This window comes from Parerythrobacter lutipelagi (genome assembly GCF_005434975.1).
Classification (GTDB): domain Bacteria; phylum Pseudomonadota; class Alphaproteobacteria; order Sphingomonadales; family Sphingomonadaceae; genus Parerythrobacter_A; species Parerythrobacter_A lutipelagi.
Window position 1 is genome coordinate 1,183,059 of the sequence record NZ_SKCJ01000001.1, and the last position, 26,576, is coordinate 1,209,634.

26 protein-coding genes are annotated in these 26,576 nt (G+C 60.4%); 15 read left to right on the top strand and 11 right to left on the bottom strand.

Annotated elements, in window-relative coordinates; genetic code table 11:
• Positions 1-27: 27 nt before the first annotated feature.
• Positions 28-1,104, bottom strand: a complete 1,077-nt coding sequence (locus E0502_RS05900) for an EpsG family protein (RefSeq protein WP_137676982.1) — start codon at positions 1,102-1,104, stop codon at positions 28-30.
• A 163-nt stretch (positions 1,105-1,267) separates the two neighbouring features.
• On the opposite strand from E0502_RS05900, the gene E0502_RS05905 reads away from it, so the two are divergent.
• The 13 genes from E0502_RS05905 (at position 1,268) to E0502_RS05965 (ending at position 16,082) form a co-directional block, all read left to right on the top strand.
• Positions 1,268-2,005, top strand: a complete 738-nt coding sequence (locus tag E0502_RS05905) for an acyltransferase (protein WP_137676983.1) — start codon at positions 1,268-1,270, stop codon at positions 2,003-2,005.
• A gap of 3 nt (positions 2,006-2,008) precedes the next feature.
• A complete protein-coding gene (locus E0502_RS05910) occupies positions 2,009-3,121 on the top strand; it encodes a glycosyltransferase family 4 protein (RefSeq protein ID WP_137676984.1) in 1,113 nt (370 codons plus the stop codon).
• On the top strand, positions 3,118-3,957 hold the full coding sequence (locus E0502_RS05915; RefSeq protein ID WP_204517927.1) for a class I SAM-dependent methyltransferase: 840 nt from the start codon (positions 3,118-3,120) through the stop codon (positions 3,955-3,957). The genes E0502_RS05910 and E0502_RS05915 overlap by 4 nt, the downstream gene beginning before the upstream one ends.
• Positions 3,958-3,975: 18 nt before the next feature.
• The gene (locus tag E0502_RS05920) at positions 3,976-5,337 is read left to right on the top strand and encodes an exo-alpha-sialidase (RefSeq protein ID WP_137676986.1); all 1,362 of its coding nucleotides are present in this window, start codon (positions 3,976-3,978) and stop codon (positions 5,335-5,337) included.
• An 8-nt stretch (positions 5,338-5,345) separates the two neighbouring features.
• The gene (asnB, locus tag E0502_RS05925) at positions 5,346-7,298 is read left to right on the top strand and encodes an asparagine synthase (glutamine-hydrolyzing) (protein ID WP_137676987.1); all 1,953 of its coding nucleotides are present in this window, start codon (positions 5,346-5,348) and stop codon (positions 7,296-7,298) included.
• Positions 7,298-8,614: a lipopolysaccharide biosynthesis protein gene (locus E0502_RS05930; protein ID WP_137676988.1), complete on the top strand. Its 1,317-nt coding sequence runs from the start codon at positions 7,298-7,300 to the stop codon at positions 8,612-8,614. The genes asnB and E0502_RS05930 overlap by 1 nt, the downstream gene beginning before the upstream one ends.
• Before the next feature lie 70 nt (positions 8,615-8,684).
• On the top strand, positions 8,685-9,725 hold the full coding sequence (locus E0502_RS05935) for an acyltransferase family protein (protein ID WP_137676989.1): 1,041 nt from the start codon (positions 8,685-8,687) through the stop codon (positions 9,723-9,725).
• A gap of 20 nt (positions 9,726-9,745) precedes the next feature.
• Positions 9,746-10,708 (top strand): KpsF/GutQ family sugar-phosphate isomerase, encoded by a 963-nt coding sequence (locus tag E0502_RS05940; protein ID WP_137676990.1) that lies wholly within the window; start codon positions 9,746-9,748, stop codon positions 10,706-10,708.
• 15 nt (positions 10,709-10,723) lie between these two features.
• Complete coding sequence (locus tag E0502_RS05945) at positions 10,724-11,848, top strand: glycosyltransferase family 4 protein (RefSeq protein WP_137676991.1); 1,125 nt, start codon at positions 10,724-10,726, stop codon at positions 11,846-11,848.
• Between the two features lie 32 nt (positions 11,849-11,880).
• Positions 11,881-12,687, top strand: a complete 807-nt coding sequence (locus E0502_RS05950; protein ID WP_137676992.1) for a 3-deoxy-manno-octulosonate cytidylyltransferase — start codon at positions 11,881-11,883, stop codon at positions 12,685-12,687.
• 111 nt (positions 12,688-12,798) lie between these two features.
• Positions 12,799-13,653, top strand: coding sequence for a 3-deoxy-8-phosphooctulonate synthase (gene kdsA / locus E0502_RS05955; protein WP_137676993.1), 855 nt, complete (start codon positions 12,799-12,801; stop codon positions 13,651-13,653).
• A 94-nt stretch (positions 13,654-13,747) separates the two neighbouring features.
• The gene (locus E0502_RS05960) at positions 13,748-15,049 is read left to right on the top strand and encodes a sugar transferase (RefSeq protein WP_137676994.1); all 1,302 of its coding nucleotides are present in this window, start codon (positions 13,748-13,750) and stop codon (positions 15,047-15,049) included.
• A 19-nt stretch (positions 15,050-15,068) separates the two neighbouring features.
• Positions 15,069-16,082: an NAD-dependent epimerase/dehydratase family protein gene (locus E0502_RS05965; RefSeq protein ID WP_137676995.1), complete on the top strand. Its 1,014-nt coding sequence runs from the start codon at positions 15,069-15,071 to the stop codon at positions 16,080-16,082.
• Here the strand turns inward: E0502_RS05965 and wecC are convergent, their stop codons facing one another.
• The 10 genes from wecC to E0502_RS06015 all read right to left on the bottom strand — a co-directional run bounded on the left by wecC (position 16,083) and on the right by E0502_RS06015 (position 24,668).
• Positions 16,083-17,387 (bottom strand): UDP-N-acetyl-D-mannosamine dehydrogenase, encoded by a 1,305-nt coding sequence (wecC, locus tag E0502_RS05970; protein ID WP_137676996.1) that lies wholly within the window; start codon positions 17,385-17,387, stop codon positions 16,083-16,085.
• A 70-nt stretch (positions 17,388-17,457) separates the two neighbouring features.
• Positions 17,458-18,576, bottom strand: coding sequence for a non-hydrolyzing UDP-N-acetylglucosamine 2-epimerase (gene wecB, locus E0502_RS05975; RefSeq protein ID WP_137676997.1), 1,119 nt, complete (start codon positions 18,574-18,576; stop codon positions 17,458-17,460).
• Positions 18,577-18,638: 62 nt separating this feature from the next.
• Positions 18,639-19,235, bottom strand: a complete 597-nt coding sequence (locus E0502_RS05980; RefSeq protein WP_137676998.1) for a hypothetical protein — start codon at positions 19,233-19,235, stop codon at positions 18,639-18,641.
• A 97-nt stretch (positions 19,236-19,332) separates the two neighbouring features.
• Positions 19,333-19,869 (bottom strand): demethoxyubiquinone hydroxylase family protein, encoded by a 537-nt coding sequence (locus E0502_RS05985; RefSeq protein WP_137676999.1) that lies wholly within the window; start codon positions 19,867-19,869, stop codon positions 19,333-19,335.
• The gene (locus tag E0502_RS05990) at positions 19,866-20,339 is read right to left on the bottom strand and encodes a disulfide bond formation protein B (RefSeq protein ID WP_137677000.1); all 474 of its coding nucleotides are present in this window, start codon (positions 20,337-20,339) and stop codon (positions 19,866-19,868) included. Before E0502_RS05990 ends, E0502_RS05985 begins: the two co-directional genes overlap by 4 nt.
• An 18-nt stretch (positions 20,340-20,357) precedes the next feature.
• Complete coding sequence (locus E0502_RS05995) at positions 20,358-21,695, bottom strand: S41 family peptidase (RefSeq protein ID WP_137677001.1); 1,338 nt, start codon at positions 21,693-21,695, stop codon at positions 20,358-20,360.
• A gap of 133 nt (positions 21,696-21,828) precedes the next feature.
• Positions 21,829-23,040 (bottom strand): murein hydrolase activator EnvC family protein, encoded by a 1,212-nt coding sequence (locus E0502_RS06000; protein ID WP_137677002.1) that lies wholly within the window; start codon positions 23,038-23,040, stop codon positions 21,829-21,831.
• A 4-nt stretch (positions 23,041-23,044) separates the two neighbouring features.
• Positions 23,045-23,467: a 23S rRNA (pseudouridine(1915)-N(3))-methyltransferase RlmH gene (locus tag E0502_RS06005; protein ID WP_137677003.1), complete on the bottom strand. Its 423-nt coding sequence runs from the start codon at positions 23,465-23,467 to the stop codon at positions 23,045-23,047.
• A 61-nt stretch (positions 23,468-23,528) separates the two neighbouring features.
• Positions 23,529-23,915, bottom strand: coding sequence for a ribosome silencing factor (gene rsfS, locus E0502_RS06010; RefSeq protein WP_137677555.1), 387 nt, complete (start codon positions 23,913-23,915; stop codon positions 23,529-23,531).
• A 105-nt stretch (positions 23,916-24,020) separates the two neighbouring features.
• The gene (locus E0502_RS06015) at positions 24,021-24,668 is read right to left on the bottom strand and encodes a nicotinate-nucleotide adenylyltransferase (RefSeq protein ID WP_137677004.1); all 648 of its coding nucleotides are present in this window, start codon (positions 24,666-24,668) and stop codon (positions 24,021-24,023) included.
• 270 nt (positions 24,669-24,938) lie between these two features.
• On the opposite strand from E0502_RS06015, the gene E0502_RS06020 reads away from it, so the two are divergent.
• Positions 24,939-26,102, top strand: a complete 1,164-nt coding sequence (locus E0502_RS06020) for a M23 family metallopeptidase (RefSeq protein ID WP_240048881.1) — start codon at positions 24,939-24,941, stop codon at positions 26,100-26,102.
• Positions 26,103-26,106: 4 nt separating this feature from the next.
• Positions 26,107-26,520, top strand: coding sequence for a bactofilin family protein (locus E0502_RS06025; RefSeq protein WP_192895927.1), 414 nt, complete (start codon positions 26,107-26,109; stop codon positions 26,518-26,520).
• Positions 26,521-26,576 lie beyond the last annotated feature (56 nt).

Here is a 26,576-nt window from a genome sequence, read left to right on the forward strand (position 1 = left end):
GTCAAACGCGATATCTATGTCATTGAATTAAGGCAGAACTCCGATTTCCAGTTCCCACGGCTCAAGAAAAAGCGCGTTTCCATATGGGATGTGGCCCGCCGACGAGTTGGCGAACATCAACCAGAAAACCATGATTGCGAACATCGTTCCGGCAATGAACAGGCGGGCCGGCCGGGCCAGCCATGGCTGGACGATCGACGGTAATGTCGCCCAGACCCACATCGACATGGGGAACCAGTAGAGCGTTATCCGTCCTGCCGCCGCTGAGGCAAATGGCACCAGCAATGCAGTTGCTATGGCGGCAAATGCTATGTTGCGCAGCAAAGGGGTGGGGAACAGCACGGAACGATATTTCGGGAGCAGAAAATAGAGCGATGCAGGGATTGCGTTCAATGCAACATGGTAGAACGCGCCGCTCGATTGTGTGTATTCATTCTGCCCTTCGCCGTAGGACTGGTTATAATAGTCGCCGAAACCCGATTGCTGCAGAATGTAAATCGCCAAGAGGCCGAAAACCGCAATCCCGCCAAATTTGATTGCTCGTGGGAGTTTGAGATCAATCGCGACAAAAGCGAGGAATACGACCGCGCTCGCATGAAATCCGGCAATGAGTACGATCAGTCCCGCACGCACCGGTAGCGACAAACGCGACCAGTATGCCATCACCAACATTATGAGACCGGCGGCGAGTGCTTGCCGGTTCGCGCTCATTGAAACAACGACAATGAACATCGGCAAGGCACCGGCCAGTGCCAACCAAGGCTCCGGAGTACGGCGCGCGAAGGCAAACACGCCGAGCATGACTGCACAAGTGGAAATGAAATTGACCACATACATGCCGCCGCCGGTCCAATTGCCGAAGGCCAGCAGCAGCGCGTAAAACGGTTCGCTGACGGAAAGCGCCTGTGCCATATCCCTTGCGGTATCCACCGAATGGATCATGCGCAGGTAATTGTTCCAGTCCATGCCGACATGGTGCCGCAGCCCGACAAACAGAACCGTGATAAGAAACAGAGCCGCCCAGGGAATCGTCGCCGGCTTGCCCGGTCTCCCTAAAGAGGCTGCGCCAGCATATATTCCGCCAAAAACAAGGAAAGGCCACATTTGGCGCGTCGCTCCGATGCGTGGTTGTCTCGCTGGGTCAGATGCCGTATCGGCCCTTCGCCAGCAAGGGCGTAATCGTGGTGCCCCGCATTAGCGATGCCTTGCGTGATGTCAAAGACGCTGCCCTGACGCTCTGTCTGGCCGGACCGGGAACACGAGACAGATGAAATTTCGCCTTATCGTAGCGCTGTTGCTTGTACCGTTCCCGAGCATCATCAAAAAGGCCATCTATCGTCTGCTATTCGGTTATCGTTTCGGGCGCGGGGTAAAGATCGGCCTCAGCGCGATCGTGGCAGACAAATGCGTTATTGGCGAGCAGACACGGATCGGCCACTTCAACATTCTTTATCGCACAAAGGACCTGAGGATCGGCTCTAGAGTGATCATCGGTTTCGGTAATCGCATCCTTGGGGGCGACCTGGTCGAGATCGGCGACAGAAGTCAGATTTTCCGGTTTAACGAGATCAATTCGATCCTCGATCCACTGGTGCTCGGTGAATGCGATCCCGTGCTGAAGGTCGGAGCAGGCTCGGTCATCACAGTGAACCACAAGATCGACTTTACCGACCGGGTGGAATTCGGCGAAAACGTCGTCTTCGCGGGACGCAATTCGAATATCTGGACGCACAACCGCCAGAAATCCGGCCCGGTGACCATCGGACGCAACTGTTATGTCGGCGCGAATGTGCAATTCATCGCCAACACCTCGGTTGGTGAATATTGCGTCATTGGCCTCGGCTCGGTCATTACCAAACGGATCGAAGGCGACTGGGCGATCGTCGCCGGCATGCCGGCCAAATACGTCAAACCTCTCGATGAAAACAACAAGGTGCTGGTTACCTATCCGACGCGTCCAGATCTCGAGCCTGCAAGCCCGGGCAGCGAGCGCATTTCGGGCTGAGCAATGAAGCTGTTGTTCGCGATCAAAGGGCTGGTGGTTTCGGGCGGCGGAGCGGAGCGCGTCTTCGTCGACGTTGTCAATGCGTTGCGCGCGCGCGGACATGAAATTCTTGTCGCGACTTTCGATCCCGTCGGCGAATCGTTCTTCTATGATCTCGATCCTGCGATCCCGATCCATTCGCTCGGTCACAGCGGCCCCGCTCAGCCGACGCGTGCAGCGGAACTTCCCGGGATCATGCGCAAGGTCCGCAATCTCGTCCGCAGCGAAGCACCGGACGCTGTGGTTGCCTTCATGCATTCGACCTTCGTGCCGGTCGGGCTTGGCTTGCTCGGTACCAGCGTGCCCTTCATCGCAAGCGAGCACACTGATGGCATCCACTACGAAGGCCGACGGGTGCAAAAATTGTTGCGCGACACCATTTTCGCGCGCTCGGACGCCATTACCATCCCGTCAGAGGCGTCGCGGCTGGCCCAGCCGGAGCGGTGGCAGGGCCGGATGCATGCCATCCCCAACGCGATCGACTTCGATGCGTTGAGCGCGCGAGCCGGAGATAGTCGGCGGGAACCGGTCATCCTGTCGGTCGGGCGCCTGATGGCAGAGAAAGACTACCCGACACTGATCCGCGCCTTTGCGCTGGTTGCAGGCGAATTTCCCGATTGGCGGTTGCGCATTGCAGGTGACGGACACCTGCGCGGCAAGATCGAAGCCGAGATGTCTCGCAGCGGCTACGGAGACCGGATCGATTTGCTCGGCTACGTTCGTGATACACCGGCCGAGTATGCCCGCGCTTCGATTTTCGCGATTTCATCGCTGTATGAGTCTTTCGGGCTTGTGACGGCGGAAGCGCTTGCTACAGGCTGCCCGGCGGTGGGCTTTGCCGATTGCCTTGGCACGGCGCAGCTCATCCGGCACGAGGAAAACGGGCTGTTGGTCGATCCCGGCGAAAACCGGGTCGAAGCGCTGGCCGGTGCCTTGCGGCGACTTATGGCCGATCCCCCGCTACGGGAGACGCTAGGTGCTGCGGGGCCGGAATCGGTCAGGGAATACTCCCTCACCTCCGTTGCGGACAAATGGGAAAACATGCTGTCAGAAATCATCCAAGGGGGCCGCGCGTGAGCCAGTCCAGTTCCAATGTCGACCCGCGCACGGTGGACTCGTTCGGCCACGAGTGGTCGAGCCACGACCAGTCGGACCTTTCAGCGGAAGAAAAGCAGCAGATCTTCTCGGACTATTTCTCGCAATTCCCGTGGGACAGTCTGCCGGACAAATCCGAGGGATTCGACATGGGGTGCGGATCCGGTCGATGGGCCAGTGTGACCGCGCCTCGCGTGGGCACGCTCAACTGCATCGATGCTGCAGCTGAGGCGCTCAAGGTGGCACAGCGCAATCTGGCCGATATGCCGAATGTCCGTTTCCATCATGCAACGACCGACACCGCGCCGCTGGAGAACGGTAGTCAGGATTTTGGCTATTCGCTCGGTGTCCTGCATCATATTCCGGATACGCAGTCTGCCTTGGCGGATTGCACGCGGCTGCTGAAGCCCGGCGCTCCGTTCCTCCTTTACCTCTATTACCGGTTCGATAACCGTCCGGCATGGTTCCGCGCGGTCTGGAAGACGAGCGAAGTCTTGCGCAGCGGTATTTCGCGGATGCCGGCAGGCTTGAAGAACGCCGCAACCGATATTGCGGCGGCAAGTATCTACTTCCCGCTGGCCCGCGGCGCGGCGGCGGCGGAAAAGCTCGGTGCGAAGGTCGAAAGTTTCCCGCTCGCCTATTACCGCGACAAGAGCTTCCTCACCATGCGGACGGACAGTCGCGATCGGTTCGGCACCCCGCTTGAACAACGCTTTACGAGGCAGGAAATCACCGCGATGATGACAGCCTGCGGTCTCGAGAACATCACGTTCTCGGATAATATGCCGTATTGGGTTGCTGTCGGCACCAAGGCCTGAGGCCGGCGAAGGCGCGGCATGTCAGCCCAGCGCTCCAGAACGCGCCGCATCCTGCGACCGGCAGTGCGCCTGGCTTTGATCGCGTTCTTGGCCCTGCTCGCCTTCGTATTCTGGTATGTGCTTGTTGCGGCAAGCCGGCCCCCCGTCGTCAACCAGGAAGGCGTCCGTCCCCACGCTGCACCGCGCCTGACTGCGGTGGAGATCCGCGACTTGCCAATGCAATGCCGATTGGTCGCGAGCGGCGGCGAATTGAATGATCTCGGCCGCCTGCCACATCGCAATCACGTTTACCTCGCGAAGCACGATGGTCTCTATTTCGCGATGTTCAGCTATTGGTACGGGTCGGAAGACCAGCCTGGCGGAGTGGTGCGATATGCGACCTCACGCGATGGAAAGACTTGGAGTGAGCCGGACAAGCTCTCCGATCCTGCGCCGGAACACGGAATCATCGCCCGCGGCTTTGTTAAGCGCGGCGGGAAGCTCTACGCTTGGTACGCGACACACACGGGCGACACATTCTTTCGCAATGGCAAAGAATTTTCCAATTCCGCGGAGTATGAAAGCGACCGCAATATTGCGATTCTCGAAAGTGAATGGCTGGGACCGGACGAGGGCTGGCAATTCAGCCGAGTTGTTCTCGAGGGTTATCTCAACAACTATGCGCCGCGCAGCTTTGGCGGCAAGTCCTTCATGGCGCTGCGAGATCAGGACCGTCAAACCTATCTCGCGACCAGCGAAGATGACGGGCTGACCTGGCAAATCGGCGACGCGATGCCCGTGCCCGCTGTGCCCACTCAAGGTGACGCTGGACTCTATCTGGCGGACGAACCGGTCGTGATCGGCAATGACCAAAGCACGACAAACGTACTGCTGCGCAACAACAACACAGCTGATGGCCGGCTCTGGGCGACTTCCGTCATCGACGAGCGGTGGCAGGAACCTTTCCCGCTCGATTTCCCGTCCGACGCGAGCAAATTCGTCCCACTCGACCTGGCCGACGGATCGGCGGCTTTGGTGGGAAATTTTGAGCCGGACGTGCACCGCGCGCTGCTGCATCTTGCGGTGAGCGAAGACAGCGGCACGACCTATGGCAAGCTGTACCGGCTGGCTTTGGAAGGGCAGTACAGCGAATTCGTCTGGCGATCGCCGCAATATCCACATGCGCTCGTCGACGGGGGTGAGCTCTTGCTCGCCTTCGCTTATGGCAAGCGCGATATCGCGGTCTGCTCGGCACCGGCAGACGCCGGGAAGCTCGATCAGCAGGCGGGAATTTCTCTCGTCCCGCGTTTGTTCAAAGGCCTGTGCAACAGGAACATGCCCCGCTATCTGCGGCTCGCAGCGGGACACGCCGGTTGCCGCGAACATTTCGTCTGGGGCTGAACTAAATCATGTGCGGATTGGCAGGTTTTCTCGGCTTCGGAGCGACGGACGGCGACCCTCGCTCAGCGCTAGAGACGATGTCTCGGGCGATCATGCATCGCGGTCCGGACGCCGAAGGTTTCTGGCTCGATGCAGAGGCTCAGGTCGCGCTCGGCCATCTGCGCCTGTCGATCATCGATCTCACGCCGGCCGGGTCGCAGCCGATGCATTCGCAGGATGGCCGCTGGACGATGGCGTTCAACGGCGAGATCTACAATTATACTCAGCTTCGCGCCGATCTCGAGTCGCGCCACGGGGTGATCGAGTGGCGCGGCCATTCGGATAGCGAAGTCCTGCTCGAAGGGTTTGCGCGTGACGGGGTCCAGGCAGTTCTGGACAAGATCGACGGCATGTTCGCCATTGCGCTGTTCGACCGGCAGACGCGAAAGCTCACTTTGATCCGTGATGCTTTCGGCGAAAAACCGCTCTATTACGGCATCTGGCACGGCAGCTTGCTGTTCGCTTCGGAACTGAAGGCGTTCGAAGCATTGCCTGGCTTCGCTCCGGAAATGGACCTCGATGCGCTGGGCGATTTCTTCAAATATTCCTATGTTCCCGGTCCGAAGTCGATCTGGCAGGGGATAGCCAAATTGCCGCCGGGGCAAAGCGTCTCCGTTACGCTCGACGATGTCCGTTCGGGGAAAACACCTGCGCCGTCTGCCTGGTGGGATCCGGTTGCCGATGCTTTGTCAGCGCGGGCAGATATGTTCGACGGCTCGCTCGAGGACGCGCGGCTGGCGGGAGACGCGCTGCTGCTGGAATCCACCCGGCGGCGTATGGTGTCGGACGTGCCGCTTGGCGCTTTTCTCTCCGGCGGGGTCGACAGTTCGATGACCGTGGCGCTGATGCAGGCGGCAGCATCGGGCCCGGTGCGCACATTCTCGATCGGGATGGACGAGGACGGCTTCGACGAATCGCCTGCGGCACGGGCAGTCGCGCAGCACCTCGGGACCGATCACACCGAGCTGGTCCTCTCTCCCGCTGAAGCGCAGGACGCTATTCCGCTGATATCCGGCATCCACGACGAACCCTTTGCGGATTCGAGCCAGGTCCCGACATTCCTGGTTTCACGCATGGCCCGCGAACATGTGACGGTCGCCCTGTCGGGAGATGGCGGCGATGAGATTTTCGGCGGGTACAATCGCTATTTCACCGGACCAAAGGTTTGGAACCGGGTTTCGAAGTTTCCAACCGCTATGCGCAAAGCTATCGGCGGGACCTTGGCAGCATTGCCATCGGGGCTGGTCGAGAGCGCAGGACGGTTTATTCCCGGCGAGCTGGCCGCAGGTCGGGCAGGAGAGAAAGTCCAGAAGCTGGCGCGGGTCATTGCGACTGAAGACGAGGCCGCTTTCCACGACCGTTTGCTCGCAACCTCCGATACCCCGCAAGACCTTCTGACGCAAGACGTCGCGCTGTCACGCCTGTCGCAGCGGCAGGACCCGCGCGCCGCGTCACTCGATTTCGCCCATCGCGCGATGCTGGTCGACACGATGAACTACATGCCGGACGATGTTCTGGTGAAGGTCGATCGGGCCGCCATGGCAGTCGCGCTGGAAACCCGCACACCCTATCTTGAACGCGATCTCTACCGGTTTGCCTGGAGCCTGCCCGCCGAAATGCGCGCCGGGGCCGGGATCGGCAAACGATTGCTGCGGGAAATGCTTTATGCGCGTGTCCCGCGCGAACTGGTAGACCGGCCGAAAGCTGGTTTCGCCATCCCGGTAGGCCGCTGGTTGCGCACCGGCCTGCGCGATTGGGCCGAAAGCGAATTGTCATGCGCTTCGCTCGAACGAAGCGGTCTGCTTGACGCAGCAGAAGTTCGGCAGCGCTGGGCCGAGCATCTGTCGGGCAAGCGCGACCACGAAACCCTGTTGTGGAACGTGCTCATGTTCCAGGCCTGGCACAGCAGGCAGGCGCGCTGATGCTGCGCAAGCTCGTCGAACAGGCCGCGTCGGTAGCCGGGCTGAGGATTGTCGGCACCGGTCTCGGGGTTGCGGTGTCGATTGTTCTCGCCCGCGCCTTCGGGACCGAGGCATTGGGAGTATACGCCTATTGCATTGCACTGATGATGCTGGCGAGCGTGCCGATTTCCTATGGCTGGGGAGGCATGCTGCTGCGCAGTGTCGCGAAAGAAGGTCGGCTCGATGGCCTGTCACGCGCAATGGCGCGGTACGGGACCTTCGGCGCGCTAGGGGCGGCTCTGTTGGCTGCTCTGGCCGGATACGCCGCGTTGTGGATTGGCCGGACAGATATTGCCGCCGCGATCGCGCCAGTGGGATTGGGCGCGATCGGTTTGCTGGCGACTGCTCTGCTGGCGGATCAGATCAGCGCGCTGCGAATGGCCAGCCTGCGCGGCATCGATCGCCCGGCGCTTGCGCAACTTCCGGAAATGCTGCTGCGACCGGTATTCCTGATCGGGGGGATCGGTGTCCTTTGGTTTGCGGTGCGCCCGGACGGCATTGCGCAAGTCATGCTCGGGGTGTTTGGCGCGGTCGCACTCGCCGCTGTGCTCAGTGCCCTGTTCGGGCAGTGGATCCTCTCTCGCGTAACCCAGATCCGCCCAACGCGCGAAGTCGATCGCACGACGCGGCGGGCTTGGATCACCAGCGCCGCCGCGCTTGCGGGGAGCGCCGGGCTGGTCCAGCTCAACGGCTATGTCGACCTATTGTTGCTGGGCAGTCTCAGCAACGCGGAAGAGGTCGGGCACTACCGCGCAGCGCTGCAAATCGCGATGCTGGCCAATTTCGGCTACATCGCACTGAACATGCTGGCAGGGCAGCGATTTTCCAACCTGCTGGCGAAGGGTGACAGGGAAGGTGCGGCAAAGACTGCGACCCATCTCTCGCGGCTCGCTCTGCTCGCGGCCATTCCGCTCCCGATAGCCTTGCTGATCGGCGGAGGCTGGATTTTCGGGTTCCTCTTTGGAAGCGATTTCACGGCGTCCGCCCTACCCGCCCTGATAATCTCGCTCGGTTTTTGTTTCAGTGCGATGGTCGGAATGGCACACGCTCTACTCATCATGAGTCACGGCGAATTCATTGCTATGCGTATCACTGCCGTCGCCTTGTTAACGAACATACTGGCATGTTTCGTACTGATCCCGAACTACGGGCTGCTCGGAGCGGCATTATCCAACGCCATCGCCAGCGCAGTTTGGAACGCACTACTGTGGTATTTTGCCAGGCGAGCGACGGGCATCGATACGAGCGCTATTGGCTTGAGTTTACGCCAAGCTTGAGTTGTCTGCACAGGGCTTTAGGGCAGCGCGCAGTCCGATAAACGCAGGCGAGATCCAGGAGCCTTGTTCAATGTCAGTTGAAGGAAGCGTGAAAAGGCAGACAGGCCGATTCGATTTGCTCGATATCGCGCGCTTTCTTTGTGCTGGCTGGGTCTTGGTCTATCACTATATCTATACTTACGCTCATATTGAAAATGCCGAAGTGATACCGGCTTTCCTCCTGCCGATCTCCAAATACGGTTATATGGGTGTCGAATTCTTTTTCATCATATCAGGGTTTGTGATTGCTTTCTCTTCGAGGGGTAAGTCCCCACTACAATTTTTTGAATCACGCTTCTTCCGCATTTGGCCAACGTTCTTGATATGCATGACAGCGACTGCGCTGATCTTGCATATAACTGGCGTTCGGGCTCTGGGATTAGTCGAGTATCTCGCAAACGTGACGATCTTGCCATCATACCTTGGAGTGAAGCCTTACGACGGCGTCTATTGGACGTTGGCCTACGAAATATTCTTTTATGCCATTGTGTTTGCGCTAATACTCTGTCGTGTTCGGCACTTTGAAAGGGTCCTGCTCGCGGCGGGCCCGGTTCTCCTGATCCTACTATCCCTGTTTGCGCTCTCTGAGGCCTCGTATCTCGCCCTTTTCCTGATTGGGATGGGGTTTTTTAATCTCAGTCAGGGCCGAGACGTATTACTCGCCATCATCAGCGTTACTGCCATGATGGTCTTGGCAACGATCGGGGCCTACGTCCGAGCAGAAGCCCTCGGATTCGACGGGTTTGTCGGTGCGACTGTTCTCGTTGCGCTTTTCGCCATATTTGCGCTGCTTACTCTTGGCCCGCTCAGTACGGCAAAGGTTCGATACGCGCGGGATATTGGGTTGGTGACCTATCCGCTTTACCTGCTCCATTCCAAGATCGGGACGACGCTGGCCGACAATTTCGGATCGACTGGAGCAGTTGGCGCAAAGCTGATGGCAGTGACGGTATTCATGATCTTTCTCTCATGGATTGTATCCCGTATGGACCTGCTAATCGTTCAAGGTCCGATCAGGTCTCTTTACCGGACAAGAATGAACACGCTTCTCCCGGCCGCAGCGCAAAAATAACCCAATGAAGAAAGTCTGACATGACCCACGAAGTCAGCCCCGCGGCAAGCGGCGCAGAAGTAATCCGGACGGAAATCGCCGCGCTTGAACAGATGGCGGCCGCACTCGGCGACAAGTTCGACGATGCTGCGGCGCTGCTGCGCGATTGCCAGGGGCGCGTGGTTATTTCCGGGATGGGCAAATCGGGACATATCGGCTGCAAGATCGCGGCCACGCTCGCCTCTACCGGGACACCGTCTTTCTTCGTCCATCCATCCGAAGCCAGCCATGGCGATCTCGGCATGATCACCCGGGACGATGTGTGCATAGTGATCTCCAACTCGGGCGAAACCGCTGAATTGCATGGGCTGCTCGCTTACATTGCGCGGTTCGACATCCCGATGATCGCGATGACCAAGAACGCCGACAGCACACTCGCGCGGCACAGCGAAGTGTTGCTGCAATTGCCCGATGCAGCGGAAGCGTGCAGCGTCGGCATGGCGCCGACGACCTCTACCACTTGCACGCTCGCCCTCGGCGATGCCCTGGCAGTCGCAGTCATGCGAATGCGCGGCTTCCAGAAAGAGGATTTCCACGTTTTCCATCCCGGCGGAAAGCTCGGCGCGCAATTCCTTCGCGTGCGCGACGTCATGCACAGCGGCAAGGAATTGCCGGTGGTGCGCGAGGACCAGCCGATGAGCGAAGTGCTGCTGGAAATGAGCGCCAAGGGATTTGGCGTCACCGGAGTGGTCGGTGCCGACGGCAAATTGTCAGGCATCATCACCGATGGCGATTTGCGCCGCAATATGGACGGTCTGCTCGGTCGCAACGCGATCGACACGGCAACAAGAGCGCCCACGACCGCCGACCCGGACATGCTGCTGGAAGAAGCGACCGGCGTAATGAACGAGCGCAATATCAGCGCGCTGCCAGTGCTGGACGAGACCGGGGTGTTTGTCGGACTGGTGCATATCCACGATTGCCTGCGCGCAGGCGTCGCCTGAGCCGAGGGCCGGATCATGCGGATCTGCCTGACCGTCAACGCCGCGTGGAATATCTGGAATTTCCGCCGCCCGCTGGTCCAAGCATTGGTGGCGGACGGGCATGACGTCACCGTGCTCGCACCGCGCGACGATACAGCCGGCAAACTCGAAGGCATCGGCGCGACATTTGTCGACCTTGCGATGGATGTGCGCGGTCTGGGATTGGCGCAGAACCTTGGCCTGGTGGGCAATTTTAGGCGGCATTTTTCTGCACTCCAGCCGGATGTCGTGCTGAGCTATACGATCAAGAACAACATCTTCGGCGCGATGGCGGCGCGCAAGCTGCACATCCCGTTCCTGCCCAATGTCACGGGGCTGGGCACGATTTTCCTCGGCTCGAAACCGATGTTTATGGCTGGCAAGGCGCTTTACCGTCACGGCATGGGCAAGCTGCCAATCATCTTCGTGCAGAACGAGGACGACCGCAACTTCCTGATCGCCAACGGGCTGCTGCGGGACGAGCAGATGCGTTTGCTGCCCGGATCGGGCATCGACCTGACGAAATTCGCCGCTTCGCCTTTGCCGGATGAAGGCGGGAATCTGTCGTTCCTGATGATCTCGCGCCTGATCCGCGACAAAGGGACGATGGAATACCTCGAAGCCGCTCGCGCGGTGCGCCAGACTTCTCCGCATTGCCGTTTCCAGCTGCTCGGCCCGCTCGGTGCGGCGAACCGCACCGTGATTTCGGAGGCTGAACTCCAGCCTTATCTCGATGACGGCTCCGTCGAATATCTCGGCTCGACAGACGATGTGCGCCCCTTCGTAGAGGCTGCCCACTGCGTTGTCCTGCCATCCTATCGCGAAGGCGCACCGCGTTCGCTGATCGAGGCGGCGGCGATGGGCCGTCCGGTTATCACCACCAACGTGCCGGGCTGCCGTGCCGTGGTCGATGACGGAAAGTCGGGTCTGTTGTGCGAAGTCCGCAGCGCGCTAGACCTCGCTGAAAGCTTCCGCCGATTTGCCGCGCTTTCGCCCTCCGAACGTCAGGCGATGGGCGAGGCCGGCCGCGTAAAAATGGAAGCGGAATACAACGTTGCCATCGTCATCGACCGATACCGTCAGGCCATCGCCGAGCTTGTCTCGCATCCGCACAGCGCCTAGCGCGCCAGAAAACCGCCAACGGAGCTTTCCAAATGTCCGGCGACATCCTGATCGTAATTCCTGCCCGCTATGCCTCACAGCGCTACCCCGGCAAGCCGCTCGCTGAACTGCACGGTGCCACCGGCACGGCAAAATCGCTGATCCATCGCAGCTGGGAAGCTGCCCAACGGGTTCCGTCCGCCACACGCGTCGTGGTGGCGTCGGACAGTGACGAAATCCTGGATGCTGCGCGCGATTTCGGTGCGGAAGCGATCTTCACCTCGTCCGACTGCCGAAACGGCACTGAACGCTGCGCTGAATTGCTCGACACGCTGGACAGCGAACCGGAGATCGTTGTTAATCTGCAAGGCGATGCACCGCTGATCCCCGACTGGTTCGTCGAGGACCTCATTTCCGCAATGCGCGCCGATCCGTCAGTCGAGGTGGCGACTCCGGTCGTGCGATGCAGCCGAACCCTATATGACAAGCTCGTTGCCGACGAGAAGGTCGGTATCGTTGGCGGCACGTTCGCTGCCGTGTCGAGCGCGAGCGATGCGCATTATTTCTCCAAGCGTATCATCCCGCATTTCGACGTATCGCAGGCCGACGATACAAAGCTGCCGGTGCTGCTGCATATCGGGCTTTACGCATACCGGCCTTCGGCCTTGCGCCGCTATGTTGCGGCAGGGCCGACACAGCTTGAACAACTGGAGGGGCTCGAACAGCTCCGCTTCCTTGATCTTGGCGCGACGATCCGTGTGGTCGAGGTGCGCCAGCCGGACTGGGAAATATGGGAACTCAACAACCCGAGCGACATCCCGCATATAGAAGCGTCGCTGGCGCTCATGGGTCTCGACTGACGCGCGCTTTTGACCTAAGGGGCGCGCGAAACCTCTATCTACAGCAATTCCGGCACCTTACGCCCGCACGGGCGTTGGGGTTCCAGTGAGCAATCTGAAAGAATCAAGACCATGCAGCTTTGCGGCAAACCTATCGGCCTCGACCAGCCCTTCTTTCTGATCGCCGGTCCTTGCGTAATCGAATCCGAAGAGATGGCGATGCGCACTTCCGAAGCGATCAAGGCGATCACCGACGAATTGGGCATCCACTTCATCTACAAGAGCAGCTTCGACAAGGCCAACCGCACCTCGGGCAAAAGCTTCCGTGGGCCAGGTCTTGAGGAAGGGCTGGAAATCCTTGCCAAGGTGAAGCGCGAAGTGGGCGTACCGGTGCTGACCGATGTGCACGAGAAAGAACAGGTTTCTGCCGTCGCCGCCGTCGTCGACGTGATGCAGACCCCTGCCTTCCTGGCTCGCCAGACCGATTTCATCAGCACGGTCGCGGCGGCCGGGATTCCGGTCAATATCAAGAAAGCGCAGTTCATGGCCCCGGGCGACATGGTCAATGTCGTCGACAAGGCGGTTACCGCCGCGAAGGAAGCCGGTCATGACGGAGACAACATCATGGTGTGCGAGCGGGGCGCGAGCTTCGGCTATCAGAACCTCGTGTCCGACATGCGCAGCCTTGCCATCATGCGTGAAACCGGCCGCCCGGTGGTGTTCGATGCGACGCATTCGGTCCAGCTTCCAGGCGGCCAGGGCAAGAGCTCTGGCGGACAACGTGAATTCGTGCCGGTGCTGTCGCGCGCGGCGGTTGCGGTGGGCGTTTCAGGATTGTTCATGGAAACGCACCCCGACCCGGCGAATGCCAAATCCGACGGGCCGAATGCAGTGCCGCTCGATCGCCTCAAGGAACTGCTCACGCAGCTCAAACGCCTTGACGATGTAGCGAAGGCTCAGCCGTTTCTGGAGCATGATTTTGGTTGATCCGCCAAGGTGCTGGCCAAGCTCGGCCGGCGTGCGCTAGACAGTAGGCAAGAATGCGTAGGGGCCGCCGCGGGGGCGGCCAGGGGAAGTAACAATGCTGATGCAGCAAGCGGAAGCGCGCGCGCTCCAGCGAACACATCCGCTCAGCTTGCAGGCGGTGCAGTTTGTTTGCTACCTTCTGTTCGGCATTGCCTTGCCCACAGTCCTGTGGCTCCTCGGGCGAAGCGAGCTACTTGGCCAGCCTTACGTGGTTAGCACGCTTGCGGTTTCGACTGCGGCAACAGTCGCATCCTGGTATATCCTGTCGCGCCTTCGCCAATATGCCAAGGCGCGGCTTTTGTCTTACGTCGTCCCGCTCAACCTGCTGGTTTTCGGCGCTGCGGCCACCGCGATTGGCGTATTCCGCATGCCCTATTCCATCGGACTGTTCGGCACCTGCCTCGCCGCGACGATGGTCACCAGCTATGTGTTGGTCGCCATTACCCGGCTGGGCAACAAAGCGCTCTACATCGTGCCAGGCGGACGGGTTGCCGAAATGCGGCCGCGCCCGGAACACGTCACACTCGCATCACTCGATGAATTCGCGGCGATTGTCGCGCGGGGAAAGGGTAACGGCTCTGTAATAGGCGATCTCCATTTCGATCATCCGCCTGAATGGGAACGGCTTTTCGCATTGGCAGCTCTGAAGGGTATCCCGGTCTATCATTACCGCCAGATCCTAGAGCTCGAAACCGGTCAGGTCAGGATCGATCGGCTTAGCGAGAACGTGCTGGGATCGCTGATCCCGAACTTGCCATATATGGCTGCAAAGCGTGCTTTCGATGTCGTCGTAACGATCGCACTGGCGCCATTGCTACTGCTGGTGATGGGCGGAATTGCACTGGTGATTCGACTCGATTCCAAAGGTTCGATCCTGTTCGTGCAGGAGCGTATGGGATTTCGCGGTGAAGTGTTCCGGATGGTCAAATTCCGCACGATGCACGATCGGACAGTCGATGAAAACGAAACTGCCTTGCGTGACGATGCGATGACCCGGGACGGGGACGACCGGATCACCCGCGCCGGACGCTTCCTGCGAAAAGTGCGGCTGGACGAGCTTCCGCAGGCGTGGAACATCCTCAAAGGCGAGATGAGCTGGATCGGTCCACGCCCCGAAGCGATCAGCCTGTCCGAATGGTACGAGAACGAGATCCCGTTCTATTCCTATCGCCATATTGTTCGCCCGGGCCTGACCGGTTGGGCTCAGGTCAACCAAGGGCACGTGACCGGTGTAGACACCGCGACGCACAAGCTCCGTTACGATTTCTACTACGTGAAAAACATCTCGCTCTGGCTCGACGTGCTGATTTCTCTCAAGACACTGAGGGTGATCGCTGGCGGGTTCGGCGCACGCTAACCCAAGAGGCTGCCCTCCCATGCGCAAGGTATTCGTCACCGGCACCGCCGGTTTCATCGGTTTCCATCTCGCCCAGCTGTTGCTGAAAGAGGGTTTCCAGGTGGTCGGCTTCGACGGGATGACCGACTATTACGATGTCCGCATCAAGGAACGGCGGCACCAGATGTTGCTGCAGAATCAGCATTTCAGCGCCCATGTCGGCATGCTGGAGTATTTCGACAAGCTGCGCGCGCTGATGATGGATGAGCAGCCCGACGTGATTGTGCACCTCGCCGCGCAGGCAGGCGTACGCTACAGTCTGGAGAACCCGCGCGCCTATCTCGATGCCAATATTACCGGAACGTTCAACGTCATGGAATGCGCCCGCGAGCTGGCGGTCGATCACCTGCTGATGGCCAGCACCAGCTCTGTCTACGGCGCGAATGATCAGATGCCGTTCGACGAACTGGAGCGGGTCGAAACCCCGATGACATTCTACGCCGCGACCAAGAAGGCCAACGAATCGATGGCGCACAGCTATGCCCATCTGTGGAATCTGCCGACTACGATGTTCCGCTTTTTCACCGTTTATGGCCCGTGGGGCCGCCCTGACATGGCATTGTTCAAGTTTACCAAGGGCATCCTCGAAGGGACTCCGATCGATATCTACAATCACGGTGACATGTATCGCGATTTCACCTTCGTGACCGATCTGGTGCGCGGGATACGCTTGCTGATCGATGCCGCGCCAGTGCGCCCCGATAGCAAGGATGAGATCGAGCCGGGCGACAGCCTGTCACCCGTCGCGCCGTTCCGCGTGGTCAACATCGGTAACAGCGACAAGGTCAAGCTGCTCGACTTCATCGAGGCGATCGAACAGGAATGCGGGATCGAGGCCAAGCGCAATTATATGGACATGCAAAAGGGTGACGTGCCCGCGACCTGGGCCAATGCCGAATTGCTCAAACGCCTGACCGGCTATCAGCCGCAAACCGATTATCGTGAAGGGATCCGCCAGTTCGTCAGCTGGTACCGCGAGTATTACAACGTCTGATCAGCTGGCGAGGCGCAGCCCGGCTTTTTCGGCCGTCTCCATGCTCGCATCCGGCCAGATTCCGCGCGTGTCGTAGACCAAAGCGCTGGACCGCTCCTCACTCGGCACGACCTTGAAAACGTCGTGGTCGACCAGCACGATGAGAATGCCGCAATTTTCCAGCGAGTGATCGAGATCGACCAGCTGCGCGCCGGTATCCTTGAATTCGGCCGGCAGTTCGCCCGCATAAGGCTCGACGATCGACACTCGCGAACCGAATTTCCGAGCGAGGCGCGACGCGACGTAACGTGCCGGGCTTTCGCGAAAATCATCGATATTCGCTTTGAAGGCGAGGCCGAGACAAGCAACCGGCACGCCCGGATTTTCAGCAATCAGTTGCTCGGCCCGCGCTACGACATGGTGCATCTTCGCATCGTTCACTTCGCGGCCTGTGCGGATCAGCGGGGATTGTTCAGGCGCGCCGTGGATGATGAAATAGGGATCGACAGCGATGCAATGGCCGCCCACGCCCGGGCCGGGCTGGAGGATGTTCACCCGCGGGTGGCGGTTGGCGAGTTTGATCACTTCCCACACGTCGAGTTTCATGTGGTCGGCAATGATCGAGAGTTCGTTGGCGAACGCGATGTTTACGTCGCGATAGGCGTTCTCAACCAGCTTGGTCATTTCGGCCGATTTCGCATCGGTGGTGACGCATGTTCCGCGCACAAACCGCTTGTAGAATGCGAGTGCCTTGCGGGCGCAGCGCGGTGTGATCCCGCCGATTGAACGGTCGTTATGCGTCAGTTCTTCGAGAATCTTGCCGGGCAGCACGCGCTCGGGACAATAGGCGATCGACACATCGGGAATCTCGCCGGTCTGTCCCGGCATCTTCAGGTCTGGGCGAAGCCCGGCAATCAGATCGCGCATCTGTTCGGTCGTGCCGACCGGAGAGGTCGACTCGAGGATGATGCAGTCACCTTTCTTGAGCACGCCCGCCACTTCGGTCGCGGCAGACATGACATAAGACACATCCGGCGTGTGCTTGCCATCGTGCTCGAACGGGGTCGGTACAGCGATAACGAAGACATCGGCAGGGGCGATCTGGGTCGAAGCCTTGAGCAGACCGCGCTGCACCACGCCGCGCACCAGCCCGTCGAGATCGACTTCCTCGATGTGGATTTCACCACGGTTGATCGTTTCGACCACGTGATCCGACACGTCGATCCCGGTTACCGGGCAATTGGCCCGGGCAATGATCGCCGCCGTCGGGAGGCCGATGTAGCCGAGCCCGATCACGCATACTTGAGGTTTGGTATCGCCGCGCATGAAAATCCTACCGTTTGTGTCCGGCAGAAAGCCTTACCTGCGAGTGGTAAACATAGCGGTAATGTTGGTGTTACGTCGCGAGCAGGTCCACAATGCGCTGCGTTGCCTTGCCATCGCCGAACGGATTGTGCGCTTTCGCCATGGCGAAATAGGCGGCTTCATCGTCGAGCAGCCGGGTGGCTTCCTCGACAATCCGGTCCGCGTCTGTGCCGACCAGCTTTGCCGTGCCTGCTTCGACGCCTTCGGGTCGCTCGGTCGTTTCGCGCATTACCAGCACCGGCTTGCCCAGCGCAGGCCCCTCTTCCTGAACACCGCCGCTATCGGTCAGAATGAGGGTGGAGATATCGAGCAAACGCGCGAAGTGCGGATAGTCCAGCGGTTCGATCAGCGCGACATTGTCCAGCCCCTCAAGCTCTGTGTTCATGACCTTGCGGACATTGGGGTTGAGATGAACGGGGAAGATCATGGCGACATCCTCGCGCGCAGCGAGGCGGCGGATCGCTTCGGCGATCCCCTCCATCCCGCCGCCGAAGTTCTCACGCCGGTGGCTCGTCACGCCGATGATCCGCTTGCCCGCAAAGCGCGCTTCGAGCAGAGCGAGATCCTTCGCAAGATTCGGCTCGCGCTCCACCTTGGCGGTTATCCAGTGCAACGCATCGATAACCGTATTGCCGGTAACATGGATGCTCGCGGGATCGATATTCTCCGCCCTGAGCGCCCGGGCTGCTGTTTCCGTCGGGGCAAAATGCAGGGCGGCAAAGCTGCCTATAACCTTGCGATTGACCTCTTCGGGCCACGGATGGTGAATATTGCCGCTGCGCAGGCCCGCTTCGACATGGGCAACGGGGATTTTGCGATAATAGGCGGCAAGCGCACCGCACATGGCGGTCGCCGTATCACCCTGAACCACAACCCAGTCGGGCTTTTCCTGGTCCATCACTTCGCCCAGCCCGGTCAGCAAACGCGCAGTCAGTGCATCGAGTGACTGATCCGGCTGCATGACGTCGAGGTCATGATGCGGAGCGATACCTGCAATATCGAGGACCTGGTCCAGCATCCCCCGGTGCTGGCCTGAAACGCAGACGCGCGAGTTGAAGCGCGGATCGTCTTCCAGCGCATGGCACACGGGGAAAAGCTTGATCGCTTCGGGCCGGGTGCCGAAGACTGTGAGGATAGTAAGTGTCGACATGAAGAGGCGCTTAGCAGGGCAAGGTTAAAGGTGCGTTTGCCTTGACCATCGGATCGCCTGCTTCACTCGTCTCGATCGGTCCCCTGCGCCGATGCGTCCGGCTGCGGCAGCTGTTCGCTCTCTTCGTCCGGGAGTTCCGCAGCCCGCTCACGCTCGAGGCGCTCCTGATACTGGCGTTCGATTTGCTCGACCCGATCCTGGTCCTCGGCGGCCTGTTCGTCGATCAGAGCTAGGCGATCTTCGCGTGCTGCGGCAATCAGGTCGCTGAAGCGAACCGCATCTGCAGTCCGTCTTTCGCCATAAGCGCGATTGATCAGGTCTTGCGTGCAGCCGAGAAAGCCACCGGCGCCCGCCGTAGAGCAGGACAAAGTGCCGGAGCGGCCGATCAGTTCGAGCGATTCGACCCGCTCCGCCCAAGCGGTGTTGGCGGGATCTGAACTGAAGCGCAGATTTTCAGGGATGCGGTAGCGATCACCTTCGGGCAGGCGCGCCACGACGACAATCTCTTCGCCGCCGCAATTGGATGCTTCGTCGTCGCCGTAGACGATAACCATGCACACATCGTCGGTCAGGGTTTCGTCCGGTCCAATCTGAGCCACGGAGGGGGCAGCGGCGAAAGCAAGTGCAACAAGCGAGATCGGGAGTGCGAGGCGTTTCATGTCGAATTCCATCCAGTGTCTGTTGACGGCATCATCCATAGAACGCCGTGAATACCATATGAAGCGCGTTTGCGGGCATAACGGTCGGCAGCGCCGCTTACACGCGCTCAGCCAGTTTGATCGCGACACGGCAACCCAGACGGATCGCGCCTGACAGCAGTGGATAGGCCGGCGCTTTCTCCGCTCCTGCGGCCAATGCGGCATCGCGGTGGGCGCGCTCGTCTTCGCGAAACTCTTCGATCATCGCCGACAATTCGGGATCGGCGTCCGCTTCGGCGAGCTCGTCAAGCTGAGCTGAGTAATGCAGGTCGATCTCTTCTTCGACTGCCGCCGTGCAAGCCATGGCGGCTTCAGGCCCGAGGAGGGCGGTTCCTGCGCCTAGCGCATAGCCCGCAACCGACCAGAATGGCTGCAGAACCGTCGGCCGGACGCCGCGCCGCGCCATCAATGCATCGAACTTGGCCCGGTGGCCCTCTTCCTGCGCGGCCATATGCGCGATTTCCGGCGACAGCGGATGGCGGTCTCCCATGACGGCAAGCTGCCCGGCATAGATGCGGGTTGCGCCGAATTCTCCGGCCTGGTCAACCCGGATCATCTGCTCGGTATCGGGATTGGTCGGGATGCGGTGGCTCATGAGCGGTCCTTGCCAGGCAAGAGAGAGAATATGGCGATGGCAGAGACCATCGAGATCAGGAAGTTCCATCCGGCCAGACTGATACCGAGCAAAGTCCATGGCGCTTCATCGCACCGCGTGAGCGGAGCGTTGAAAATCGCTTCAAGTGCATCACCCTCTGCAGCGTTGGTCGTGGCGCAATCGGTTATGCCTTCCCACCACTTGTATTCGACGCCGGCATGGAAGCCGCCAATCAGCCCTGAAACGAGGATCGCTACAGCTGCAAGCGCGATCCACAATTTCTTCGGCGGCGCGAAATAAGAGAGCAAAGCCAAAGCGATCGCGGCGAAATGCGGATATCGCTGCCACCAGCACATTTCGCACGGAAACAAGCCGAAACCGTATTGCGACACATACGCACCGCCGATCAGCAGGGCCGGAATTCCAAGTGCAAGCCGCTGGGCCAGCCGGGTCGAAGGCGCTTCAATCATAATGCGCAAGTAGGAGCGTCAATTCCTGCGTGCAACCGTGTTCGGCGCGGTGCGGCGCAGTGTCTGAAGCGCATAATGCAGTTGAAAGTCTTCCACGCCCTGATCCTTCAGCTCCTCTGCGGTCAAGGTGAAGCGCGGGTCTTCTCGCTTGTCGCGCTCCAGCTCTTCGTCCTTCAGCGCCGCTTCGTTGACCAGATGACCGCGCAAATCGGACTCGCGCATCTGGAACTTGGCGCGTCTCGCCATGTCCGGGTCAGAGAGCTGAGGCACCTTGATATCGGGCGTAATCCCGCCTTCCTGCACCGAATGGCCAGACGGCGTATAATAGCGTGCCGTGGTAAGTTTGAGCGCACTGGTGTTGTCGAGCATCAGCAGCGACTGAACGCTGCCCTTGCCAAAGCTTCGATCGCCCATGACCACTGCACGGCGGTGATCCTGCAACGCTCCAGCAACGATTTCCGAAGCCGAAGCCGACCCGGCATCGATCAACACGACCATGGGTATGCCCTCGGCAATCTGGCCACGGAAAGCGGTTTCGGCATCGTAATAAATCGTCTCGCCGCGGGCGCGCCCACGCTGTGATACAATTCGGCCGCGATCGAGGAACAGGTCCGACAAGGCTACCGCTTCATCGAGCGAGCCCCCCGGATTGGAGCGCAGGTCCAGCACCAGGCCATTGACCCGGCCCGAAGCCTCGGTCTGTATCTTTTTCCACGCAGCAAATACGTCGGCACCGACATCGCGCGAAAACTCGTTCACGCTGATCACCCCGATATTGCCATCGGCTATGCTGTGCGAAACCGGTTCCAGTTCGATCACGCCGCGAGTCACGCTGACATCGAACGGTTCGTCGCGTCCGGGGCGGAAAACCGTCAGCCGGATCGAGGTGCCCGCCGCTCCGCGCATCTGGCTGACCGCTTCATCGAGGTCGCCGCCATAGATCAGATTGCCGTCGAGATGGGTGATGAAGTCCCCCGCCTTCAGGCCCGCTTCTTCCGCTGGGCTACCGCGAAACGGCGATATGATCTTCACCGCGCCGTCGTCCATCACCACCGACAGGCCGAGGCCGGAGTAATTGCCGTCGATCATCGTTTCGAGACGCTGCAAATCCGATCCGTCGAGGTACGCCGAATGCGGATCGAGCGATGCAAGCATGCCGTCGATCGCCCCGCGAATCAGCTTCTCGTCTTCAACCGGCTCAACGTAATTGGCTTTGATCCGTTGGTAGGTGGCGAACAGTTTGGAGAATTCCGGACCCACGCGGCCATCGACCTGCGCCATTCCCGATGTCGTCGCCGGGATCAGGGCAACAGCCGTCACCAGTGCTGCAGAACGGATAAGTGCGGAAAATTTCATGTTTCGGGCCTCTCGATCTGACCACAACCTATCGCGGTGAGAGGCTGAACGCCAGATGAGGATTGGCCCTGCGTCCCGATACGGTGCGGTCTCCGGTCGAACCATGAACGCGGCTCAGCGAAAGTCCGCTTGCTCAGCGCAAAAGACCCAGCGGATTGACCGGTGCGCCGTCGCGGCGGATCTCAAGCGTCACCTGCGGGCGGTCGAGCCCGGCCACGCCCAGCGGCGCTCCGCCGACCAGTTCCTCACCCACCGTCACATCGGTACGTGCCAAGCCCGTCACCAGGCTCGTCAGGCCGCCATCGTGTTCGATGATCACGATCCGCTCATAGCCGCGATAGGGCCCGGCGAATGCGACGCGCCCCGGCGCTGGTGCGATCACTTGCGCGCCCCCTCTCGGGGCGAGGGTCAATCCAGTGTTGCGAACGCCGCCGCTACTGGTTTCGCCAAAGCCCGACACTGTCCTGCCCGATACCGGCAGCTGGAACGCAAGCCGCGCCGCTTCAGTTGCCATTGCGACCGAGGCTGGTGTCGCTGCCACCGCAGTTTGCGGGTTGTTTGGCCGCATGATCGGTCCGGGCAGAGCCGCAAGTTCCTGCCGCAAATTGCCGGCTTGATCGAGTTGCTCGACCAGCGCATCGAGGTCGCGCGCTTCTTCCGCCAGTGCCAGAGCGCGCTCGACTTCGCGGTCGGCATCGCCGCCTGCCTTCCGGGAAGCAAGCCGTTGGCGCGTCTCGATGGCTGCCAACCGTCTGCGTCTGTCAGCCAGCTCGCCTTCCGTTTTGCGCAGAACAGACAGCGCCTGCTGCGCCTCCTGTTCGAGTGCGCGGCCGCGGTCTATTTCTGCGCGCAAGGCGGCCGTCCGTTGGCGGATTTGCGGGATCGTGCTTTCCAGAATCGCGCGAAGATAGACGGTTTCCCGCAACGAACCCGGGCGAAGAGCGGCCAGAGCCAGCGGCCTGCGTGACAGTTTCTGCAAGGCGCCTGTGAGCTTGACCAGCGGCTCCCGCCGCTCGGCAAGCTTGCGGTCCAAATCGCTACGCTCCTGCCCGATAAGCGCCAGCCGCGCCTCAGCCGCCGCAATACCGGCTTCAGCCTGCTGGATGCGAGCGGCTAGCGCAGCCGCATCTCGGGCAGTCTTGTCTGCGGCTTCGATTGCCTCGCGCGCCTCGGCTTCGAGCTGTTGCCCGCGCCGGTCAGCAGATGCGGCCTCGCGCTGCGCTGCCTGCATTCTTGCCCGAATCGTCGCGGGGTCTTCGGCCGCATCTTCACGCTGCGCCATCGCGACAGTCCCAACCAATGGAAGCGACAGCAATGCAAGTCCAAGGAGCAGGCGCGAAGACATCTGCTTACCCTGCCCGATGATAGGGATGCCCGGCAAGGATCGAAGTTGCGCGATAGAGCTGTTCCAGCAACATCGCCCGCGCCAGCATGTGCGGCCATGTCGCCGAACCGAATGCGAGCAGCAGGTCGGCCTCTGCACGATCCTCAGGCGAATGGCCGTCCGCAGCGCCAAGGATAAAGCGCGTTTCGCGCACCCCGTCGTCCCGCCAGCGCGAGAGCGTTTCAGCAAGACGCGCGGAGGAAAGATCCTTCCCGCGTTCGTCGAGCAGTATCGTTCGAACGGGTGTTTGGGGTTGGCCGGCTCTGCCGCCAACTTCGGGCAATTCCGTGAGTTTGAACGGCCAGGTCAGACGTTTCCTGTAGCGCGCGACCAAATCTGCCTCAGGCGAACGACCGATTTTCCCGCGTGCGATCACATGGAGCAACATCAGCCGGGCCTAGCGCGCATTACAGCTTGGGAGAATGCACGCCAGTTCCGCCCCGGAGGCTTCAAGCGCTGCCGGCAGCAACCGGCGGTGCATCACCAAAAGCCCACATACGCTCGAGATTGTAGAAACTGCGCACTTCAGGCCTGAACAGGTGCACGACAACATCGCCCGCATCGATCAGCACCCAGTCGGCAGTCGGCAAGCCTTCGAGCCGGGCCGGGCCAAAGCCCTCGTGCTTGACCTTTTCCGCCAGTTTTTGCGCAATAGATGCCACCTGCCGCGTCGATCGGCCTGATGCGATCACCATGTAATCAGCAATGCTCGATTTGCCTGCGAGCGGGATAGTAATCACGTCTTGCGCCTGATCGTCGTCAAGCTGTTCGAGGACGAGCGCCAGCAGCGAGCCGGGTTCGGCTTCGACTACGGGGGCGTCAGTGCTTCCGGTCATGCCTTCGGCAATGTTGGCAGCAGTTGGGGTAGGCGCCTGGTTCATAGGCGGGATCAGTGCTCCTGTCAGTGTGGCTGGAAAAGCCAAAACGGTTCGCCCGGCAATTCAAACCGGGCCGACCTGATCGGCTTCGACAAGGTGATGGGTCACCTGATCGCGCGGTGGCTGGTTTGGCATGCGCGACGCCCAATCCGGGTCGGACCGACGGATAACCGTCGCCGAACGCGGGTCGGGATCGAAACGCAAGGTCACCAGTGTCGGCGCGCTCCATCTGCCCCGGTTTGCAAATCTGGCGGCAGGAACACGATATTTCCCGAGCCAGGCCATTGCGGGGCCGGCAATAGCAGCGCGATCATAGCCCGGTCTGGCAATCACCGCAATCGGCATCGCACGCGCTATGTCTCGCCAGCGTTTCCATTGATGGAATTGCGCGAGATTGTCAGACCCCATCAGCCAGACGAATTCATGTTTGGGATACTTCCGGCGAAGCGCTGACAGGGTATTCACAGTGTATCGCGTGCCCAGCTCTCTTTCGATAGCGGTCACGCGAATCGGCGCGCGCCGGGCCTGCTCTCTCGCAGAGTGCACGCGCGCAATCAGCGGCGCCATGCCCGCGCGCGGCTTGAGCGGGTTCCCCGGAGAGACCATCCACCACACTTCGTCGAGCCCGAGGGCCTGTATTGCAAACAGACTGATTCGCCGATGCCCGCCATGCGCCGGATTGAAGCTCCCACCTAGCAGGCCGATGCGCATCAGCTGGCAGCCTTCTGATTGAAACGTATGATGAATTGCAGATGGAGCGACATATCCGCGGCGAGCCTACCAGCAATGGAAAAAAATGTAAGCGTCGCCGGAACCTATCGAACGGTCAGGACATTGAGAGGTTGCGGGCAAAGAAGCGAAAAACGCTTCGTCCCGCGAGTCCATCGACTCGCCCGTTCGCGCACCCTCCAGATTCGACGGGCTGGTTTTTGCGTGCTAGCCGCCCGCCACAAATAAAAAAACGAGACTGGCGGGGTCGCATTGAACACTACTCGGACAGCTGGCGGATGGAGCAACCGCCTGGCGAACTGGTTTCCTGATCGCGAATTCTTCATGCGATCGCAGGGTCAGGTTCGCTTCATCAAAATCTCTTCGAAACTCCAGATTGTCGCTGCATCGATAGCAACGGCAGCCTTGCTTGCATGGGCCATATCCATGGCAGTGATGGCTTGGTCGCAGTACAGCGCCGAGGCTGAACGCGCGTCGCTGCTTCAGCGTGAAGCGAAAGTCGCCAGCGCCGAAGAGCGGTTCGACGACTACTCGAACGAGATTGGCAGTGTCGCTGCCGATTTGCAGAAGCGTCAGGAATTCATCGAGGCCATGGTCGAAAGCCTGCCCGATGACGTGCGCGAAGACGAGACCGTGTCGGATTCGTCGACTGAAGCACAGGAAACGGTCGACAAGGTCAGTGCGCTGATCCCCGAAGCGGCAGCACTGGCGCAGATCGAAGCGCAGCAACTGGTGTTTGTCGAGCGACTGACACGCTTTGCCGACCGGCGTTCGGCCCGCGCTGCCGAGGCGATTCGCGAACTCGGGCTGGATCCCAACACCATGTTGCGTTCGGCCGATCGCGAGGCGATGGGTGGCCCGCTGCAACTGCTCGCATCCTCTGCCAATGGCGATCTTGATCCACGCTTTGAACGGCTCGGGCTGAGCCTTGCACGTATGGCCGCGCTCGAGCGTTCGCTCGACGGCATTCCACAGGTTATCCCGGCTGCGAGCCAGGCGTCGATTTCTTCGGGCTTCGGCTACCGCCGCGACCCCTTTACTCGCGGCGCCGCGATGCACTCGGGTCTCGATTTCAAAGGCCCGACCGGCGCGCCGATCTATGCCGCAGCGCATGGCAAAGTTTCCTTCGCCGGACGCAAATCGGGCTACGGCAATGTTGTGGAAATCAGTCACGGTAACGGGATGATGACCCGTTATGCGCATATGTCGCGTTTCAGCGCCAAAGTGGGGCAGGATGTCGCAGCAGGTGACGTCATTGGCGCTATCGGCAGCACCGGTCGCTCGACCGGGCCGCACCTCCACTTCGAAGTGCGGATCAACAATCGCGCGGTCAATCCGCGCCCCTTCCTGGAGAAAGCCCCCAATGTTCTCAAAGAAGCCCGAACCGCAGGGCCGCGCAAGCAGGCCGGCAGCTAAGCCGATGGGAAGCAACAACGGTACTTTCTCTGTAATCGGTACAGATGTGACCATTACTGGCGATGTCGCTGCAACCACAGAGCTGCATGTCGATGGCAAGATCATCGGCGACATCGAATGTGCGTCACTTGTCCAGGGTGAGGCGAGCACGATCGAAGGCGCCGTCAAGGCTGAGAGCGCCCGGCTGGCCGGGACAGTCAAAGGCTCGATTGCGGCGCGCGAACTCGTCGTACTCAAATCCGCGCGGATCGAAGGCGATGTCCACTATGATTCGATAACCATCGAACAGGGCGCTGAAGTCGACGGCCGGTTCAGCCATCGCGTCCCTGGTCGCAGTGAAGCGGCCCGGTCGCCGGTTACATCCGATCCGAAAGACAAGGACGGCGAGCAGGAACCCAAGTTGACGCTTGCCGGTTGACTGACACCGAACAACAAAACTGTATGAGAAAAAGGCGCCGCGGATGCAGCGCCTTT